At 75.3% G+C, this 17,060-nt stretch carries 19 protein-coding genes; 7 read left to right on the top strand and 12 right to left on the bottom strand.

Annotation, left to right across the window (positions count from 1 at the left end; translation table 11 throughout):
• Positions 1-4 precede the first annotated feature (4 nt).
• Genes M1L56_RS14750 through glp form a run of 5 tightly spaced genes read right to left on the bottom strand, consistent with a single transcriptional unit; the run spans position 5 to position 3,499 of the window.
• Positions 5-277, bottom strand: coding sequence for a MoaD/ThiS family protein (locus tag M1L56_RS14750; protein ID WP_231878609.1), 273 nt, complete (start codon positions 275-277; stop codon positions 5-7).
• Entirely contained in the window at positions 270-1,337 is a 1,068-nt protein-coding gene (gene moaA / locus M1L56_RS14745) for a GTP 3',8-cyclase MoaA (protein ID WP_248599807.1), read from the bottom strand. Before moaA ends, M1L56_RS14750 begins: the two co-directional genes overlap by 8 nt.
• Before the next feature lie 52 nt (positions 1,338-1,389).
• Positions 1,390-1,650 carry a DUF6457 domain-containing protein gene (locus M1L56_RS14740; RefSeq protein ID WP_248599806.1) on the bottom strand — a complete coding sequence of 87 codons (261 nt, stop codon included), beginning with the start codon at positions 1,648-1,650 and terminating at the stop codon, positions 1,390-1,392.
• Positions 1,647-2,252 carry a molybdenum cofactor guanylyltransferase gene (locus tag M1L56_RS14735; RefSeq protein WP_248599805.1) on the bottom strand — a complete coding sequence of 202 codons (606 nt, stop codon included), beginning with the start codon at positions 2,250-2,252 and terminating at the stop codon, positions 1,647-1,649. Before M1L56_RS14735 ends, M1L56_RS14740 begins: the two co-directional genes overlap by 4 nt.
• Positions 2,249-3,499, bottom strand: a complete 1,251-nt coding sequence (gene glp / locus M1L56_RS14730) for a gephyrin-like molybdotransferase Glp (protein WP_248599804.1) — start codon at positions 3,497-3,499, stop codon at positions 2,249-2,251. The genes M1L56_RS14735 and glp overlap by 4 nt, the downstream gene beginning before the upstream one ends.
• Positions 3,500-3,591: 92 nt before the next feature.
• Between glp and M1L56_RS14725 the strand changes: the two genes are divergently transcribed.
• From M1L56_RS14725 to M1L56_RS14715, 3 genes are read left to right on the top strand one after another with little or no spacing between them, the layout of a single operon-like run.
• Complete coding sequence (locus M1L56_RS14725; RefSeq protein ID WP_248599803.1) at positions 3,592-4,185, top strand: sulfite oxidase-like oxidoreductase; 594 nt, start codon at positions 3,592-3,594, stop codon at positions 4,183-4,185.
• A gap of 5 nt (positions 4,186-4,190) precedes the next feature.
• Complete coding sequence (locus M1L56_RS14720; protein WP_248599828.1) at positions 4,191-4,931, top strand: FAD-binding oxidoreductase; 741 nt, start codon at positions 4,191-4,193, stop codon at positions 4,929-4,931.
• Positions 4,931-5,188, top strand: coding sequence for a DUF6510 family protein (locus M1L56_RS14715; protein ID WP_067949076.1), 258 nt, complete (start codon positions 4,931-4,933; stop codon positions 5,186-5,188). Before M1L56_RS14720 ends, M1L56_RS14715 begins: the two co-directional genes overlap by 1 nt.
• On the opposite strand, the gene M1L56_RS14710 is transcribed toward M1L56_RS14715, so the two are convergent.
• Positions 5,163-5,552 carry a DUF2200 domain-containing protein gene (locus M1L56_RS14710; RefSeq protein WP_374256929.1) on the bottom strand — a complete coding sequence of 130 codons (390 nt, stop codon included), beginning with the start codon at positions 5,550-5,552 and terminating at the stop codon, positions 5,163-5,165. The genes M1L56_RS14715 and M1L56_RS14710 overlap by 26 nt on opposite strands.
• Positions 5,553-5,611: 59 nt before the next feature.
• Here M1L56_RS14710 and M1L56_RS14705 point away from each other — a divergent pair, with 59 nt between their 5' ends.
• Complete coding sequence (locus M1L56_RS14705) at positions 5,612-6,262, top strand: hypothetical protein (protein WP_248599801.1); 651 nt, start codon at positions 5,612-5,614, stop codon at positions 6,260-6,262.
• A gap of 52 nt (positions 6,263-6,314) precedes the next feature.
• Positions 6,315-6,611, top strand: coding sequence for a DUF503 domain-containing protein (locus M1L56_RS14700; RefSeq protein WP_248599800.1), 297 nt, complete (start codon positions 6,315-6,317; stop codon positions 6,609-6,611).
• Between the two features lie 20 nt (positions 6,612-6,631).
• Here the strand turns inward: M1L56_RS14700 and hutI are convergent, their stop codons facing one another.
• From hutI to hutH, 4 genes are all read right to left on the bottom strand, one after another.
• Positions 6,632-7,867: an imidazolonepropionase gene (hutI, locus tag M1L56_RS14695; RefSeq protein ID WP_248599799.1), complete on the bottom strand. Its 1,236-nt coding sequence runs from the start codon at positions 7,865-7,867 to the stop codon at positions 6,632-6,634.
• Positions 7,868-7,870: 3 nt separating this feature from the next.
• A complete protein-coding gene (gene hutU, locus M1L56_RS14690) occupies positions 7,871-9,592 on the bottom strand; it encodes a urocanate hydratase (RefSeq protein WP_248599798.1) in 1,722 nt (573 codons plus the stop codon).
• A gap of 78 nt (positions 9,593-9,670) precedes the next feature.
• Positions 9,671-11,119 (bottom strand): M23 family metallopeptidase, encoded by a 1,449-nt coding sequence (locus tag M1L56_RS14685; protein WP_248599797.1) that lies wholly within the window; start codon positions 11,117-11,119, stop codon positions 9,671-9,673.
• Positions 11,120-11,241: 122 nt separating this feature from the next.
• Positions 11,242-12,852: a histidine ammonia-lyase gene (gene hutH, locus M1L56_RS14680; RefSeq protein ID WP_248599796.1), complete on the bottom strand. Its 1,611-nt coding sequence runs from the start codon at positions 12,850-12,852 to the stop codon at positions 11,242-11,244.
• An 82-nt stretch (positions 12,853-12,934) separates the two neighbouring features.
• Here hutH and M1L56_RS14675 point away from each other — a divergent pair, with 82 nt between their 5' ends.
• Complete coding sequence (locus M1L56_RS14675) at positions 12,935-13,711, top strand: IclR family transcriptional regulator (protein ID WP_248599795.1); 777 nt, start codon at positions 12,935-12,937, stop codon at positions 13,709-13,711.
• Between the two features lie 38 nt (positions 13,712-13,749).
• Positions 13,750-14,694 carry an NADP-dependent oxidoreductase gene (locus M1L56_RS14670; RefSeq protein ID WP_248599794.1) on the top strand — a complete coding sequence of 315 codons (945 nt, stop codon included), beginning with the start codon at positions 13,750-13,752 and terminating at the stop codon, positions 14,692-14,694.
• 34 nt (positions 14,695-14,728) lie between these two features.
• Here the strand turns inward: M1L56_RS14670 and M1L56_RS14665 are convergent, their stop codons facing one another.
• On the bottom strand, positions 14,729-16,462 hold the full coding sequence (locus tag M1L56_RS14665) for a glycosyltransferase (protein WP_248599793.1): 1,734 nt from the start codon (positions 16,460-16,462) through the stop codon (positions 14,729-14,731).
• Positions 16,459-17,046 carry an antibiotic biosynthesis monooxygenase gene (locus M1L56_RS14660; protein ID WP_067948140.1) on the bottom strand — a complete coding sequence of 196 codons (588 nt, stop codon included), beginning with the start codon at positions 17,044-17,046 and terminating at the stop codon, positions 16,459-16,461. Before M1L56_RS14660 ends, M1L56_RS14665 begins: the two co-directional genes overlap by 4 nt.
• Positions 17,047-17,060 lie beyond the last annotated feature (14 nt).

Genomic DNA, 17,060 nt, shown 5'->3' with positions numbered 1-17,060 from the left:
CGGTTCAGCCGCCCGCGAAGGGCGGCAGCACGTCGACCTGCGCGCCGATCGGCGTCGCGGGGTCCCGGCGCACCACGCCGTCGACGAGGAACGAGCCGTTCGCCACGACGCGGGCCATGGCGGCGCCGTAGCGAGCGACGAGCTCGTCACGGAGCTCCCCGAGCGTCGCCGTCGCCGCGAGATGCTCCTCCTCCACGCCCGCGGCCTCGGCCGCCGCCGCGAAGTAGCGGACCAGCACCGTGCGCGTGCCGGTCGTGGTCGTCGTCCCGTCAGCCACCGATGCCTCCCATGCTCCGCGCCGGGCGCACGAAGTCGACGTCGTCGATGCCGTGCCCGGCCTTCTTCGCCCACATCGCCGCGCGCCACCGCTCGGCGAGCTCCGCGTCGTCGGCGCCCGCGCGCAGCATCGCGCGCAGGTCGGTCTCGTCGTCGCCGAACAGGCACGAGCGCACCGAGCCCTCCGCGGTGAGGCGCGTGCGGTCGCAGGCGCCGCAGAAGGGTCGCGTCACCGACGCGATGACGCCGACCGTCGCGGGGCCGCCGTCGACGAGCCACTCCTCTGCGGGGGCGGCCGGGTCCTCGCGGCCCACCGCCTCGAGCCCGAAGCGCGTGCGCAGCACGGCGAGGAGCTCCTCGGCGTCGACCATGTTCGCGCGCCGCCACGCCTCGTCGGCGTCGAGGGGCATCTGCTCGATGAACCGGAGGCGGCATCCGTGCTCGATCGCCCACGCCAGGAGGTCGGGGGCGTCGTGCAGCGTCTCGCGCATGAGCACGGCGTTGACCTTGAGCGGGCCGAGCCCGGCGCGGTGCGCGCCGGCGATGCCCGCGAGCACCGCCGGGAGCCGGTCGCGCCGCGTGAGCCGGGCGAAGTGCTCGCGGTCGAGCGTGTCGAGCGACACGTTGACGCGCGACAGGCCCGCATCCCGGAGGGCCTCCGCCTTGCGGTCGAGCCCGATGCCGTTCGTCGTCATCGACAGCGGCGTGCCGGGTGCCGCGAGGGCGCTGAGCCGCACGATCTCGACGAGGTCGGGACGGGTGAGCGGTTCGCCGCCCGTGAAGCGGATCTCGCGGACGCCCAGGTCGTGCACGGCGATGCCGACGAGTCGCGCGATCTCGGCCGCCGACAGCAGTTCGTCGCGCGGGATCACGGGGAGCCCCTCGGCGGGCATGCAGTAGGTGCACCGCAGGGAGCAGGCCGAGGTGATCGAGATGCGCAGGTCGTGCGCGACGCGGCCGAAGCGATCGACGAGTCCCGCGACATCCGGCCGCCCCTCGGTCGAGGGCGCGTCCGACGGCGCCCGACGCAGTGCGGGCATGCCGAGCGCGATGGCGGTCATCCCCCCACGATACGCAGGCGTACGTTTCCGGCCTATGACGGCGGCCGGATCCTCAGGCTTCCGGGGCGCGAGCCTCGGCGGCGTCGCCCAGCCGGTCGGCGAGCACGGCGAGGTCGTCGGGGCGTCCCGCGCCGACCGCGAGCCCGAGCAGGAACGTCGTGACGGGCGCCGCGGGCCGCGCGACGCCGTGCGCGACGCGACGCGCGAGGTCGAGCACCGTGCCCACGGGGACGTCGGCGGGGTCGATGCCGAGCAGCGCTGCGGCCTCGGCCACCCAGTCGTCGAGCGCCTCGGGTGCGAGCGGTTCGGTCATGGTGCTCCCTCCGGTCCGGTGGCGCGCGCGAGGTCGCCCCACGTGTCGATGTCGTGCGTGCTGCCCCCGTCGGCGACGGTGGCGAGGTCGACGGATGCCGCGAGCCGCCGCATCGGGGCGCCGTGCAGCGCTGCGCGGTCCCCGTCGGGCGCGATCGCGTCGAGGGCGCGCTCCAGTGACGCTCGGGCGCACCGCATCGCGAGCCACTGCGTGCGCCCGGAGGCGTCGACGAGCGCGACCCCGTCGCGGTCGGGGTACGCACCCCGCGCGGCGGCCAGCCGGGTGACGGCGGCTCCCAGGTCGGGCATGTCGCACGCGAGGACGAGGACGTCGGCTCCGCCGGCCGGACCCAGTGCCGCGAGCCCGGCCGAGAGCGCGGCGACGGGTCCGCCGAAGGGCGGGTCCTCCCGGGCGCGCAGGCATCCGGGCGCCGCGAGCTCCGCGGGCCCGACGACGACGATGCGCTCGCAGCCCGCCGCCCGGGCGGCGTCCACGGCCGTCGTGAGCAGGCGACGGCCGTCGACCATGAGGTCCGGCTTGCTGACCCCGCCGAGCCGCGCGGCGCGACCTCCGGCGAGGATGACGGCGTCGACCCCGCTCATCGGGTGACCGCCACCTCGACGAGGTCGCCGGGCGCGACCTCGTCGACGTCCTCCGGCACGATCGCGAAGCCGTCGGCCCCGGCGAGTCCGGCGGCGAGGTGCGAGGCCGCGCCGCCCGCCGCCGCGGGACGCACCGAAGGGCGTCCGTCGTGCCGCCCGAGGGCGACCGGCATGTACTGGCGCCGGCCGGCGGGGGAGCGCCATCCGTGCTCCACGACTGCGGGCCACGTGCGACGCCCGGTCTCGGCGCGGCCCAGGAGCCGCAGGATCGCGGGCCGCACGAACGCCTCGAACGACACGGCGACGCTCACCGGATTGCCCGGCAGCCCGAACACGGGCGTGCCGCCCGGCAGCTCGCCGAACGCCTGCGGCGCACCCGGCTGCATCGCCACCCGCGCGAAGCCGACCGTGCCGAGCCCCGCGAGCACGTGGCGCACGACGTCGTGCGCGCCCACGCTCACGCCGCCCGCGAACACCACGAGATCGCACGGATGCCGCCGCTCGAGCCATCCGCGGAGCGCCGCCGGGTCGTCGGGCAGCCGGAGCGACTCGCTCACCGCGCCGCCGGCCTCGGCGACGAGCGACGCGAGCAGCGCCGAGTTCGAGTCGTGGATGCGGCCGAACCCGAGCGGCGCGCCGGGCGCGGCGAGCTCCGTCCCGGTCGCGACGACGGCGACGCGCGGGACGGCCGCCACGGGCAGCTCCGAGAGGCCGGCCGCGGCGGCGGCCGCGACCCGGCGCGCGTCGAGCACGACGCCCGCACCGAGCAGCGGGTCGCCGGCGTGGAGGTCCTCGCCACGACGGCGGATGTGGTGCCCCGGCCGCGGGGCGGTGCGGATCGCGACCCGCTCGGTCCCGGCATCCGTTCGCTCGACGGGCACCACCGCGTCGGCACCCGGCGGGATCGGCGCGCCCGTCATGATGCGCGCCGCCTGCCCCGCGCCGACCGTCGCCCCGCTCGCCGAGCCGGCCGGCAGGTCGGCGACGACGTCGAGCACCACCGGGGCGTCACCGGCGGCGGTCGCGACATCCGCCTCGCGCACGGCGTAGCCGTCCATGGCCGAGTTGTCGAAGGAAGGCAGGTCGACGAGCGCGTCGACCGGGACCGCGAGCGTGCGCCCCGCGGCCTCCGCGAGCCCGACCGTCTCGACCCTGCCGAGCGGCGCGACCCCGGCGAGGACGCGCGCGAGGTGCGCGTCCACCGAGACGCGGTCGACGCCGTCGGGCGCCGGCGTGAACGTCGGCATGACCCAACGGTAGCCCTCGGGGCAGTGACATGACGCCGGAGCGGGGCTAGGGTGACCCCGACGGCGTCCGGTCCGAGCGGGAGGAGACGGGCATGTCGTTCATCACGAGGGGATTCACCGGGCGGGGCCGCGAGCGCGACGACCGGTTGCCGCCGGGCCAGACGCTGGTCGGCGACTTCCCGGTGCTGTCGGCCGGACCCACGCCCGACATCGACACCGGCGACTGGGCGTTCACCATCCGAACCGAGTCCGGCACCGAGCATTCCTGGAACTGGGACGAGTTCATGGCGCTGCCCATCGAGGACGTCACGACCGACATCCACTGCGTCACGCACTGGTCGAAGCTCGGCACCGGATGGCGCGGCGTGTCGCTCGACACGCTCTTCGCCGACGTCGACACCGAGCTCGAGTACACGATGGCGCACAGCTACGGCGGGTACACCACGAACGTGCCCCTCGACGACCTGCTCGACGGCAAGGCGTGGGTCGCCTTCGAGTTCGACGGCGAACCGCTCGACCCCGAGCACGGCGGGCCCGCGCGACTGCTCGTGCCGCACCTGTACTTCTGGAAGAGCGCGAAGTGGGTGCGCGGGCTCGAAATGATGGCCGACGACGAGCCCGGGTTCTGGGAGCAGAACGGATACCACCTGCGGGGCGACCCGTGGAAGGAGGAGCGGTACTGGTGAGCGGCATGCCGCGGCCCGGATGGCACGTCGCCACGGTCGCCGCGACCCGCCGCGAGACCCCGAACGCGACGCGCATCGAGCTCGACGTCGACGGGTGGCCCGGCAACGAGGCCGGCCAGCACCTCGACGTGCGGCTCACCGCCCCCGACGGCTACACGGCGACCCGCTCGTACTCCATCGCCTCCTCGGGTGCGGGATCGCGCGTCGTGCTCGCGGTCGACAAGCTGCCCGACGGCGAGGTCTCGCCGTACCTCGTCGACGAACTCCGTGCCGGCGATCGACTCGAGGTGCACGGCCCGCTCGGCGCGTTCTTCATCTGGCGACCGGCGGCGGTGACGGATGACGCGCGGCCGGTCCAGCTCATCGCGGGCGGCTCGGGCGTCGTGCCGCTCTTCGCGATGGCCCACGCGCACGCCGCCGCCGCCGATCCCACCCCGTTCCGGCTGCTGTACTCGGTGCGGACGCCGGACGACGTGTACTTCGCGTCCGAGTGGGCGGCGCTCGCCGCGGCATCCGCACCGCTGCGCCTCGATCTCGTGTACACGCGGCGCACCCCCGACGGGTGGTCCGCCCCGCCCGGGCGGATCACGCGCGACGCACTCGAGGCCGCGGCGGTGCCCGCGGCGGAGCGCCCCCGGGTGTTCGTCTGCGGCTCGACGGGGTTCGTCGAGCGCGTCGCCGACTGGCTCGTCGAACTCGGGCACGAACCCCGCGACATCCGCACCGAACGATACGGAGGCACGTGATGACGAGTCACCTCGACGGCAACGCCCTCGCCGGGCCCCTCGCCGACTTCTTCTCGTTCGACATCACCACGGCGACGGGCCGGTGCAAGGCGTGCGGCACCGTCGCGGAGCTCGCCCGCGCCATGGTCTACGTGAGCGGAGCGGGCACGGTGGTGCGGTGCGCGACCTGCGACCACGTGCTCGCGGTGCTCGTCGACACGGGCGAGCGCGCCTGGATCGACCTGGCCGGGGTCAGCGCGATCGAGGTGCGGCGCTGACGGCCGCGGCATCCGGCGACCGCAGGATCGAGGCCATCTTCTTGCCGCGGGCGAGCTCGTCGACGAGCTTGTCCATGTACCGGATCTGCTGCATGAGCGGGTCGTCGATCTGCTCGATCCGGACGCCGCAGACGACGCCCGTGATGAGTTCGGCGTTCGGGTTCATCGCCGGCGCGTTCGCGAAGAACGCCGCGAGGTCGCGGCCGTCGTCGATGGCCTCCTCGAGGCCGGCCTCGTCGTACCCCGTCAGCCAGCGGATGACCTCGTCGACCTCGGCGCGGCTGCGACCCTTCTTCTCCGCCTTCTGCACGTAGAGCGGATGGATGCTCGCGAAGCTCATCCGGAATACCCGGTGTCCGTCCATGGCGCCTCCCGCGGTCGCGTCGCGTTCGTTCCGTCTCGTCCGAGGATAGGCTGCCTCTCGTGCGCCGGCCCCGACCCAACGACGCGATGACGCAGCACGCCCGACTGGCGTGGACGATCGGCGGTGCGCTGCTCATCGCCTCGACGTTCGTCGCCGCGTTCCTCGGACCGGTCCTCTGGTCGGTCCCGGGCGGGGAGTTCCTCGGCCCCGTGCTCGTCGCGGTCGCCCTGCTGCTCTTCGCCTTCGGGTTCCGCGGCGCCGGCAGCGTCACCGCGGGGCGGCCGCTCGGGACGGTCGCGCTCGTGCTGCTCGCCCTGTGGTCGTTCGCGGATCGTGCGGTCTGGTGGCTCCTGCCGCTCGACGAGTCCACCCCGGAGCGCTTCGGCTTCCTGTTCGCGGCGATCCCGCTGCTCAGGGCGGTGCTGGCGGCGGTGGCCTGCGTGCAGATCGCACGTGCCGGCGTCGTCCCCGCGCCGTGGAACTGGGCGCCGTGCTGGGCGCTCGTCGCGGTGATCCTGCCGTCGCTCGCACAGGCGCTGGTCGTCGCGGCGGCGCCGCAGTCGGCTGATCAGGCCATCCTGACGCTGCTCGTCTCCCTCGACGGGCTCGCGCGGGCCGCGGCGGCGGTGTTCCTCGGCGTGCTGGCCATCGTGCTCGCGAACCGCCTCGATCGCACGCGGACGGTGGACATCATCACGCCCGCACGCTGACGGCACCGTCGGTTCCGCGACGGGTCGTCGCGGCCCGTGGGAGGCTGAGCACGTGTGGATCGGCTGGATCGAGTTCGACCTGCTGCTCGGCGACGTGCACTCGCTGAAGCAGAAGCGGGGCGCGCTGCGTCCGGTGCTCGCCGAGCTGCGGCGCGCCACCGAGGCCTCCGTCGCCGAAGTGGGCGACCACGACCTCCACCGCCGTGCCGCGATCGGCGTCGGCGTGGTGGCGGCCGACGCCGGCCGCGTCGGCGAGGTGCTCGACCGCGCCGAGCGGCTCGTCGCCGCGCACCCCGAGTTCACGCTCCTCTCGGCGCGACGCGGCCTGCGCCGCAGCGACGACGACTGAGTGCCGGAGGCGCGGCGGGCTCACGCCACGCGCGCCCCGTCCTTCCACGTCTCGGCGACGAGCGGCACGCCCGGCCGGTAGGCCAGGTGCACGTGCGACGGCGCGTCGAGCAGCGCGAGGTCGGCTCGGGCCCCGGGACGGAGGACGCCGACATCCGTTCGCCGCAGCGCCGCGGCACCCCCCGCGGTGGCGGCCCGCACCGCCTCGGCGGGCGTCATGCCCATCTCTCGCACCGCGAGCGCGATGCAGAACGGCATCGAGCTGGTGAAGCTCGACCCGGGGTTGCAGTCGCTCGCGAGCGCCACGGTCACGCCCGCGTCGATGAGGCGCCGGGCATCGGGGTACGGATGCCGCGTCGAGAACTCCACGCCCGGCAGCAGCGTCGCCACGGTCCGCGAACCCGCGAGCGCCGCGACATCCGCGTCGCTCAGGTACGTACAGTGGTCGACGGATGCCGCATCGAGCTCGACCGCGAGGCGCACGCCGTCGCCCTCGCCGAGCTGATTGCCGTGCACGCGCACGCCGAGGCCCTCGGCGCGGCCCGCCTCGAGCACGCGGCGGGACTGCTCGGCGTCGAAGGCACCGCGCTCGCAGAACGCGTCGACCCAGCGGACGTGGGGCTTGCACGCCTGGAGCATCTCGCCGGCGACGAGCTCGACGTAGCCGTCGGCGCCGCCGGCGCGCTCGGTGAACTCCGCGGGCACCACGTGCGCACCGAGGAACGTGACCTCGTCGGTCACCTCGGCGGCCAGCCGCGCGAGGCGCTCCTCGTCGACGACCGAGAGGCCGTACCCGGTCTTCACCTCGAACGTCGTCGTGCCCTGCCCGTGCAGCTCGCGGACGAACCCCGCGAGCCGGGCGCGCAACTCGTCGTCGGTCGCCTCTCGCGTCGCCGCGACGGTCGAGCGGATGCCGCCCGCCTCGTACGCGCGCCCGGCCATGCGTGCCGCGAACTCCTCCGCCCGGTCGCCGCCGAAGACGAGGTGCGTGTGGGAGTCGACGAACCCGGGGATCACCGCGCGCCCGCGGGCGTCGAGTACCTCGATGCGGTGCGGGTGCGGCGCGTTCGCCGTCGCCTCGAGCGACGGAGCGTCGACGGATCGCCCGATCCAGGTGATGACGCCGTCGTCGGCGACGAGGGCCGCGTCGCGGAGGATGCCGAGCGGGCCGCCCTCGCGATCCGGCGCGGGGTCGTTCGTGACGAGTTCGCCGATGCCGGTGACGAGCAGCCGTCCGGATGCTGCGGCGTGCGGCATCCGTCAGCCCTCGAGCATCGGCACGCGGAGGCCGCGCTCGCGGGCCACCTCGACCGCACGGTCGTAGCCGGCGTCGACGTGCCGCATGACGCCCGTGCCGGGGTCGTTCACGAGCACGCGCGCGATCTTCTCGGCGGCGAGGTCGGTGCCGTCGGCGACGACGACCTGGCCGGCGTGGATGGAGCGGCCGATGCCGACGCCGCCGCCGTGGTGGATCGACACCCAGGTCGCGCCCGACGCGGTGTTCAGCAGCGCGTTGAGCAGCGGCCAGTCGGCGATCGCGTCGGAGCCGTCGGCCATCGACTCGGTCTCGCGGTACGGCGAGGCGACGGAGCCGGAGTCGAGGTGGTCGCGCCCGATCACGACGGGCGCCGACAGTTCGCCCGAGGCGACCATCTCGTTGAACTTCAGCCCCGCGAGGTGGCGCTCCTGGTAGCCGAGCCAGCAGATCCGCGCCGGCAGGCCCTCGAAGTGCACCTTCTCGCCGGCCTGCTCGATCCAGCGGCGCAGGTGCGCGTCCTCCGGGAACAGCTCGAGGATGGCGCGGTCGGTCGCCGCGATGTCGGCCGGGTCGCCCGACAGCGCCGCCCAGCGGAACGGTCCCTTGCCCTCGGCGAACAGCGGGCGGATGTAGGCGGGCACGAAGCCCGGGAAGTCGAACGCGTGCACGTACCCGCCGAGCTCGGCCTCGCGCCGGATGGAGTTGCCGTAGTCGAACACCTCGGCCCCCTCGGCCTGGAAGCCGACCATGGCCTCGACGTGCCGGGCCATCGACCGGCGGGCGAGTTCGGTGAACTCGTGCGGGTCGGATGCCGCGAGCGCGTGCCACTCGTCGACGGACACGCCCTCGGGCAGGTACGAGAGCGGGTCGTGCGCGCTCGTCTGGTCGGTGACGATGTCGATGGGGACGCGCCGCTCGAGGAGCTCCGGGAACACGGTGGCCGCGTTGCCGACGACCCCCACGCTGAGCGCGGTCCCCGTGGCCTTCGCGGCGAGCACCCGCTCGACCGCGGCGTCCAGCGACGGTGCGACCTCGTCGAGGTACCCGTGGTCGACGCGTCGCCGGAGGCGCGTCTCGTCGACGTCGACGATGAGCACGGCGCCGCCGTTCATCGTCACGGCGAGCGGCTGCGCGCCGCCCATGCCGCCGCAGCCGGCGGTGAGGGTGAGCGTGCCGGCGAGCGTCGCCGACGCGACCTCGCCCGCGGTCGCCCCGCGCTTGGCGGCGAGCGAGCGGGCGACGGCGCCGAACGTCTCGTAGGTGCCCTGCAGGATGCCCTGGGTCCCGATGTAGATCCAGGAGCCGGCCGTCATCTGCCCGTACATCGTGAGGCCGAGCTGCTCGAGGCGGCGGAACTCGGGCCACGTCGCCCAGTCGCCGACGAGGTTCGAGTTCGCGATGAGCACGCGGGGCGCCCACTCGTGCGTGCGGAAGACGCCGACGGGCTTGCCCGACTGGACGAGCAGCGTCTCGTCGGCGTCGAGGCCTTCGAGCGTTCGCACGATGGCGTCGTAGGCCTCCCAGTTGCGTGCCGCCTTGCCGGTGCCGCCGTAGACGATGAGGTCCTCGGGGCGCTCGGCGACCTCGGGGTCGAGGTTGTTCATGAGCATGCGCAGCGGCGCCTCGGTCTGCCAGCTCTTCGCGGTCAGCTCGGTGCCGCGCGCGGCGCGGACGGTGCGGGGGCCGGCGGCGGTGCCGGTCGAGGTGGGTGCAGCGGTGGTCATGTTCCGATCCCACACCCTGGGGGCGGGGCGGGCAATGGATGCCGCACTCGACCTGTCCGGGATCCCGGACGGGTCGGCTCAGCCCAGCTTCACGCCGCGGGCGGCCATGAACGGGACCGCATCGACCGCGGTGCCGTCGATGCGCACCTCGAAGTGGAGGTGGCATCCGGTCGAGGCGCCCGTGCTGCCGACGACCGCGATGAGCTCGCCTGCCGCGACCTCCTGGCCCGGGTCGACGAGGATGCCACCCTCGCGGATGTGGGCGTAGCCGGTCGAGATGCCCGCGCCGTGGTCGATGAGGATCCAGTTGCCGTACGTGCCGTTCGGGCCGGCGGTCGCCACGGTGCCGCCCGTCGCCGCGTAGATGCCCGCGCCGCACTGGGCGGCGATGTCGGTCCCGCGGTGGAACTCGTTCACGCCGGGGACGGGCTTCACGGGTCGCGGGCCGAACACGTCGGAGATCGTGCCCGTGGCCGGGTTCGCCCACCCCTGCTCGCTGAGCTGCCCCACGTCCTGCGGGAGGGTGTCGACGATCGCGACCGTCTCGGCCGCGACGCGGGACTGCAGCCCGCGGAGGTCGGCGCGCGCGGCGGTGACGGCGGCCCGGGCGGCGTCGACCGCGGCCTGGAGGTCGTCGATCGGCACCGCATCGACCGCGAGCCACGCGGCCGCGGCGCGCTCCTCGGCCTTGACGGCGTCGGCCTCGCGGCGCTCCGCGATCTCGCGCAGCCGGTCGACGTCGCCCGAGAGCTGCTGTACGCGCTCGAGGCCGCCGAGGCCCGCGAGGAGGTCGTTGCCGGCCTTGAACGCCGCGTCGACGGAGGTGATCGCCGCGCCGTCGCCACGGCTTGCGGCGAGGTAGGCGGCCGCAGCGCGCTCGGCGACCCCGCGGGCCTCGGCAGCGCGCTCGTCGAGTCGCTCGGCCGTCGCGCGCGCCACTTGCTGGGTCGTCCGCCCGGCGTCGAGGGCGGCCTCGGCCTCGCGGAGGTCGGCCTGTGCGCGCTCGAGCTGCGTGCGGAGCCCGAGCAGCGCCGTGACCTCGGTGTCGGCGGAGGTGTCGGTCGTCGCCATGCGCGCCACGGGTCCGTCGCCGACGAGCACGTACGGCGCCGGGGTCGTGGGAGCCGGCGTCGGCTTGGGCGCCGGGGACGGGGCCGGCGTCGTGGGCGCGGGAGTGGGCGTCGGGGTCGGCGTGGGCGTCGGAGTCGGCGTGGGAGTCGGGGTCGGTGCCGGGTCGGTGGGCGCCGGGTCGGTGGGCGCCGGGTCGGTGGGCGCCGGGTCGGTCGGCGCGGGCTCGGTCGGCGTCGGCTCGGTGGGGATCGTCGGCGCCGGATCCGTGGGCGTCGGCTCGGCGGTCGGCGCAGCCGTCTCGCTCGAGCTCGTCGTCTGGTCGGTCTGGGAGGCGAAGGCGGGCGCCGTCGGAACGAGGCCGAGGAGCAGGGTGCCGGCGATCGCGGCGACGGCAAGCGTGCACCGCCGGGCGGGCCTCGCTCGGAACGGGTCGGTGTCGTCGATGCGCTGATGCATAAGTGAGTCCATCGCCGACGGTCTTCGTCGGCGATGCCCAAGTCTTGCATCGGGCGGGTTACCGCACAACCACGCCATGGGAACGGCATACCCACAGTTCGGGGGCCACCCGCGGCATCCGCTCAGCCGAGATCGACGACGGATGCCGCGCGCGAGACGACCTCGCCCGAGGCCACCGCCTCGACGACCGACTCGATCTCGGGCGCGAGGAAGCGGTCGGGTCCGGGGGCACCGCCTCGCTCGACCGCGAGGGCGGCCACGGCGCCCGTGGCGGCGCCGGGCGCGAGCGGCGCGCGGAGCGCGAGGCCGCGCGCCGCGGCGAGCACCTCGATCGCGAGCACGCGCGTGAGCCCGTCGATCGCGCGCCGCAGCTTTCGCGCGGCAGCCCAGCCCATCGAGACGTGGTCCTCCTGCATGGCCGACGACGGGATCGAGTCGACCGACGCCGGCACCGCGAGGCGCTTGAGCTCCGACACGATGCCCGCGGCCGTGTACTGCGCGATCATCAGCCCGGAGTCGACGCCCACCTCGTGCGCGAGGAACGGCGGCAGTCCCTGGTTGCGGGCCCGGTCGAGGAACCGGTCGGTGCGGCGCTCGCTCATCGAGGCGACATCCGCCACCGCGATCGCGAGGAAGTCGAGCACGTACCCGACGGGGGCGCCGTGGAAGTTGCCGTTCGACTCGACGCGCCCGTCGGGCGTGAGCACCGGGTTGTCGATGGCGCTCGCGAGCTCGGCCTCGGCGACGGATGCCGCGTGCGCGAGGGTGTCGCGCGCCGCGCCGTGCACCTGCGGGGCGCAGCGCAGCGAGTAGGCGTCCTGCACGCGCGTGCACTCGGGGCCTTGGTGGCTCGCGACGATGGGCGAGCCCGCGAGCAGCCGCCGGAGGTTCGCGGCCGACACGGCCTGTCCGCGCTGCGGGCGCAGCTCGTGCAGGTCCGCGGCGAACACGGCGTCGGTGCCGAGCAGGCCCTCGACGCTCATGGCGGCCGCGACGTCGGCCGTGGTCAGCAGCGTGCGGAGGTCGTGGATGGCGAGCGCGAGCATGCCGAGCATGCCGTCCGTGCCGTTGATGAGGGCGAGGCCCTCCTTCTCGCCGAGGCGCACGGGTGCGATGCCGGCGGCGGCGAGGGCGGACGCGGCATCCGTGGTCTCGGGACGCTCGCCGGCGCTCGCGCCTCGACCGCCGGCGGGGTCGACGCGCACCTCGCCCTCGCCCATGGCGACGAGCGCGCAGTGGGCGAGCGGCGCGAGGTCGCCCGAGCAGCCGAGCGAGCCGTACTCGCGCACGACCGGGGTGATGCCCGCGTTGAGGATGGCGGCGTACGTCTCGGCCGTCTCGCGGCGCACACCCGTGCGCCCGGTCATGAGGGTCGACAGGCGCAGCAGCATGAGGGCGCGAACGACCTCGCGCTCGACCTCGGCCCCCGAGCCGGCGGCGTGCGAGCGGACGAGGCTCGCCTGCAGCTGCGCGCGGCGGTCCTCGGCGATGAAGGTGGTCGCGAGCGCGCCGAACCCGGTCGAGATGCCGTAGTGCGGTTCGGGGTCGGCGGCGAGGCCCTCGATGATCGCGCGGCTCGCGGCGACCTCCTCGAGCGCGGCGGGGTCGAGCACGACGCGCGCGTCGTGGCGCGCGACGGCGACCACCTCGTCGGTGGTGAGCGGTCCGGTGCCGACGGTGACGGCGTCGACGGATGCCGCGGTGCGGGCGTTCTCGGGCGCGATGGTGCTCATGTCACCGATTCCACACCGGGGCGGTGCGCGCCGGAACGCCCCGGAGTACGCTGGCGTCCGGGATCCCGGACGAGGAGGTGCGATGGCGGAGCCGAAGGCGCCGGCGGCCGACCAGGTGCTCGCCATCCTCACGCACCTGGCCGCCCAGCGCGGCCCCGCACCGGCCGCCGCGATCGCGACGGCGCTCGGCCTGCCGCGCTCCACGACGTACCAGCTCCTCGCCGTGCTGCAGGAACGCGGCTTCGTCGTGCACCTGCCCGAGGAGCGCCGCTATGGGCTCGGCGTGGCCGCGTTCGAGCTCTCGAGCGGCTTCAGCCGCCAGCAGCCGCTCACGCGGCTCGGGCGACCGCTCGTGGCGGGCCTCGTCGACCGGCTCGGCGAGTCCGGCCACCTCGCGGTCCTCCACGGGCGCGACGTGCTGTACCTCGTCGAGGAGCGCGCCGCCAGGCGCCCGTCGCTCGTCTCCGACGTCGGCGTCCGCCTGCCCGCGCACCTCACCGCGTCCGGCCGGGCGATGCTCGCGGTGCTCCCGCCGGCGCAGCTCCGGGCGCTCTACCCCGATCGCGCCGCGTTCGCCGAGCGCGCGTCCGGCCCCGCGGATGCCGCGCCCTGGACCTACTCGCGCCTGAAGTCGGTCCTCGCCGAGGTGCGGACCGCGGGCGTCGCGGGCGAGCACGGCGAGGTGACGAGCGGCCTGGCCTCGGTCGGGGCGGCCGTGGTCGACCACCTCGGCTGGCCGGCGGCCGCGATCGCCGTGACCTTCGCCGAGGGGTCGTCCGACGAGCTCGTCCGCGCGGCGACCGGCGCGGTGACGGACGCGGCGGCGACCCTGTCGCGCCGGATCCGCGGGACCCGCTGACCGCGGCTAGCGTGGAGAGCCACGACGAGGAGGCGACGATGGCGCAGTTCATCCGGTACACCGAGCACGGCGGACCCGAGGTGCTCACCCCGGTCGAGGGCCCGGTGCCCGACCCGCCCGCGGGCGGCGTCGTGGTCGAGGTGCGCGCCGCGGGCGTGAACCCCGTCGACTCGAAGATCCGCAGCGGCCGGCGCGGCACGCGCGACTTCAGCCGGCCGCAGGGCCTGGGGGCGGATGCCGCGGGCGTCGTCGTCGCCGTCGCCGACGGCGTGGACGCCGTGCGGCCGGGCGACGAGGTCATCGTGCACGGCGCCTCGGGGGCGTACGCGAGCCACGTCGTCGCGACGCCCGACCAGCTCGTGCCCAAGCCCGCCGAGCTGAGCTTCGAGCAGGGAGCGGCCCTCGGCATCCCCGCGGGGACCGCGTACCAGGTGCTGCGCTCGCTCGGCCTGCGCGAGGGCGAGAGGCTGCTCCTGCACGCCGGCTCCGGCGGCGTCGGACAGGCCGCCATCCAGTTCGCGCGCGCCTTCGGGGCCCGCGTCGTCGCGACCGCCTCGCCCGCGAACCACGACCGCCTGCGGGAGCTCGGCGCCGTCCCCGTGGCGTACGGGCCCGGGCTCGTCGACCGCCTGCGCGAGGCCGCTCCGGACGGCTACGACGTCGCGCTCGACGGGGCCGGCACCGACGAGGCCATCGAGGCGAGCCTCGAGCTCGTGCCCGACCGCGATCGCGTCGCGACGATCGTCCGCATGGCCGACGCGGCCGACCTCGGCATCCGGACCTGGTCCGGCGCGATCCCGTCGACCATGGGACCCGAGGAGGTCCGGCTGCGTGCGGAGGGCGTCGCCGAGGCCGCGCGACTCGCGGCCGAGGGGCGGTTCGAGGTCGAGATCTCCGGCCGGTACCCGCTCGCGGAGGCCGCCGACGCGCAGCGCGAGAGCGAGGACGGCCACGTGCGCGGCAAGCTCGTGCTCGTGCCCTGAGCCCCGCCGTCGTTCCGCGCCGTGGGGGCCGCGCTCAGCCCCGCCGTCGCGCGCGGCCGAGGCGGGATCGGACCCCCGCCGTCACGCGGCGCGGCAGTGGACGCGTGTCGGGGTGCACGCGACCCGCGGCCACCTCGGCGCGACGGTCGCCGTCGAGCACGACGAACCCCACGTGCAGCGACCCCTCGCCGAGGAACGCCGTCTCCTCCGGCGTGAGCCGCAGTTCGACGCGCCCGCGCCGGAGCTCGGCGCGCCGCCGCAGCAGGACGCCGGACGCGCGCCGCTCGAGGCGCACCAGCACGCCCGCGCCATCCGGAACGCCATCGAGTCGCGCCGAGAGGCGCAGGCGGTCGCCCGGGCGCCGCAGTCGCAGCCGCGCCGCCTCGAACGCCGGCAGCGGCACCGCGCGGTGGCGGACCGCCGCCCGACGCTGCACCTCGCCCCATCGTGCGACCACCTCGGCGTCGCCGAAGCGCGCGGCGGCCGCTCGGGCCGCCTCCCGCAGCCGCGCCCGATCCGTCTCGGGCAGTTCCGCCACGTGCCGGACGGCGTCGGCGAGCGCCCGCACGTCGCCCGGCGCGACGAGGAACCCGTCGACGCCGTGCTCGATGAGGTCGGCCGGTCCGTAGGGGATGTCGTACACGATCGGCACGCAGCCGCGCGACATCGCCTCGAGCAGTACGAGCGGCGCGCCCTCCGACGTGCTCGTGAGCAGGGTGACGGATGCCTCGGCGAACGCCTCGGCGGCGTCCGTCCGGTGCCCGGCGAACTCGACGACCTCGCCCAGGCCGCGGTCGTGCACCGCGGCGTCGAGACGCGCCCGCTCGGGTCCCGAGCCGAAGATGCGCAGCGTCGCGGGAACGCCGTCCTCGCGCGCGAGTGCGACCGCCTCGACCGCGTGGTGCACGCGCTTGCGCCCGGTCAGGCCCGCGACGACGACGACGGACGCGGGGTCGCGGGTCGCGTCGTCCGCGGTCGGCTCCGGAGCGGCCGGGTCGATCGGGGCGGGGGTGGCGTTCGGCACGACGGCGAGGTTGCCGCCGTCGCCGAGGAGGGTCACTACATCCGCTCGCTGCCGTTCGGTGAGGAACACGACCGCATCGAACCGCTCCGGACGCGAGAGCGCGTCGCGCCGGGACGCGCGGAGCGGCCCCAGCGGCCGACCCCGCCCCGAGAGGTGCGCGTTGTGCACGACGTGCAGCGTCACGACCTCCGGCAGGTGCACGCGCGCCATGAACCGTGCCGCGGTCTTGCTGTCGACGATCGCGAACGCCGGCCCGTCGCCCGCGACGTCGGCGATCCAGTCGGCGTAGCAGGCCCACGCCGACTCCCACCGGCGCACCGGCCGCTCCTCGCGGTCGAAGGCCGTGATGCGGCGACGCTCGCCGTCGTTCCGCGGCTGCTCGTCGAGCACCGCGAGCGAGCCGTCGGCGCGGCGGTGCTCGACGCGGAGGCCGCGCGCGACCTCCTGGGTGACCACCGTGCCGGGTCCGGCGTCGGCCGGGTCGCCCCGCAGCTCCTCGTAGAGGTTGCGGATGCGCAGCCCGGGCACGAGCTCGCCGCGCGCCTCGAGCCGCTCGCGCACGGCGGGATAGTCGGTGCGCGCGTCGAAGGTGAGCACGTCGACCTCGGCGCCGGCGAGCCTCACGAACGAACGCGACCGCCGGAGCATCGCCCCCGTCATGCCGCCGGCCGCATCGGGAATGCTCCACGTCACGGCCAGCTGGCGACCGTGCGGCAGGAACTCGCGGTCCTCTCGCGGCGTCATGCGGCGGGCACCAGCCAGTTCCGCAGCATCCGCGTCACCCACGGCAGCACCCAGTACGTCATGATCGGCGTCAGCACGAGGGTCGTCGCGAGCACGCGCAGCGCCAGCGGCACGTCGTCCCAGCCTGGGACGAACGCCATGAGCAGCGCGAACACCAGGTTCACCGGGAAGAAGCCCAGCCAGATGCTCACCGCCTGCTTCCAGCGCGGGGGCGCGGCGGGCAGGGCGGCCGGCTCCGCGGCATCCGTCACCGAGGGCACCGAGCCCGTGGGCGGGTCGTCGAACCAGCCCTCGATGCCCGTGCGTCGCTTCGCCCGCTCGTCGCGGACGAAACCGCGGCCCATCTCGAGCCACCACGCGCGCTCGGGGGAGTCCTCCCACGCCGCGAGGGTCTGCTCGTCGGAGAAGCGGTACAGCATGTGCCACACCGTCGAGTCGTCGCCCGCGCGCACCCAGCCCGACCCGAGGAAGCCCGGGTACCGGTTGGCGAGGTTCACGCCGGTCTGCACCCAGACGGTCGCCTCGGCGATGCGGTCGGGATCCACCTCGCGGCGGATCGAGACGGTGATCGGTTCGCTGGCCATGCCACCATCGAACC

The sequence above is a fragment of the Agromyces sp. C10 genome (assembly GCF_023217995.1).
Classification (GTDB): Bacteria; Actinomycetota; Actinomycetes; order Actinomycetales; family Microbacteriaceae; genus Agromyces; species Agromyces indicus.
Note: the sequence above shows the minus strand (reverse complement) of the source record. Positions and strands in the feature narration are given on the sequence as shown.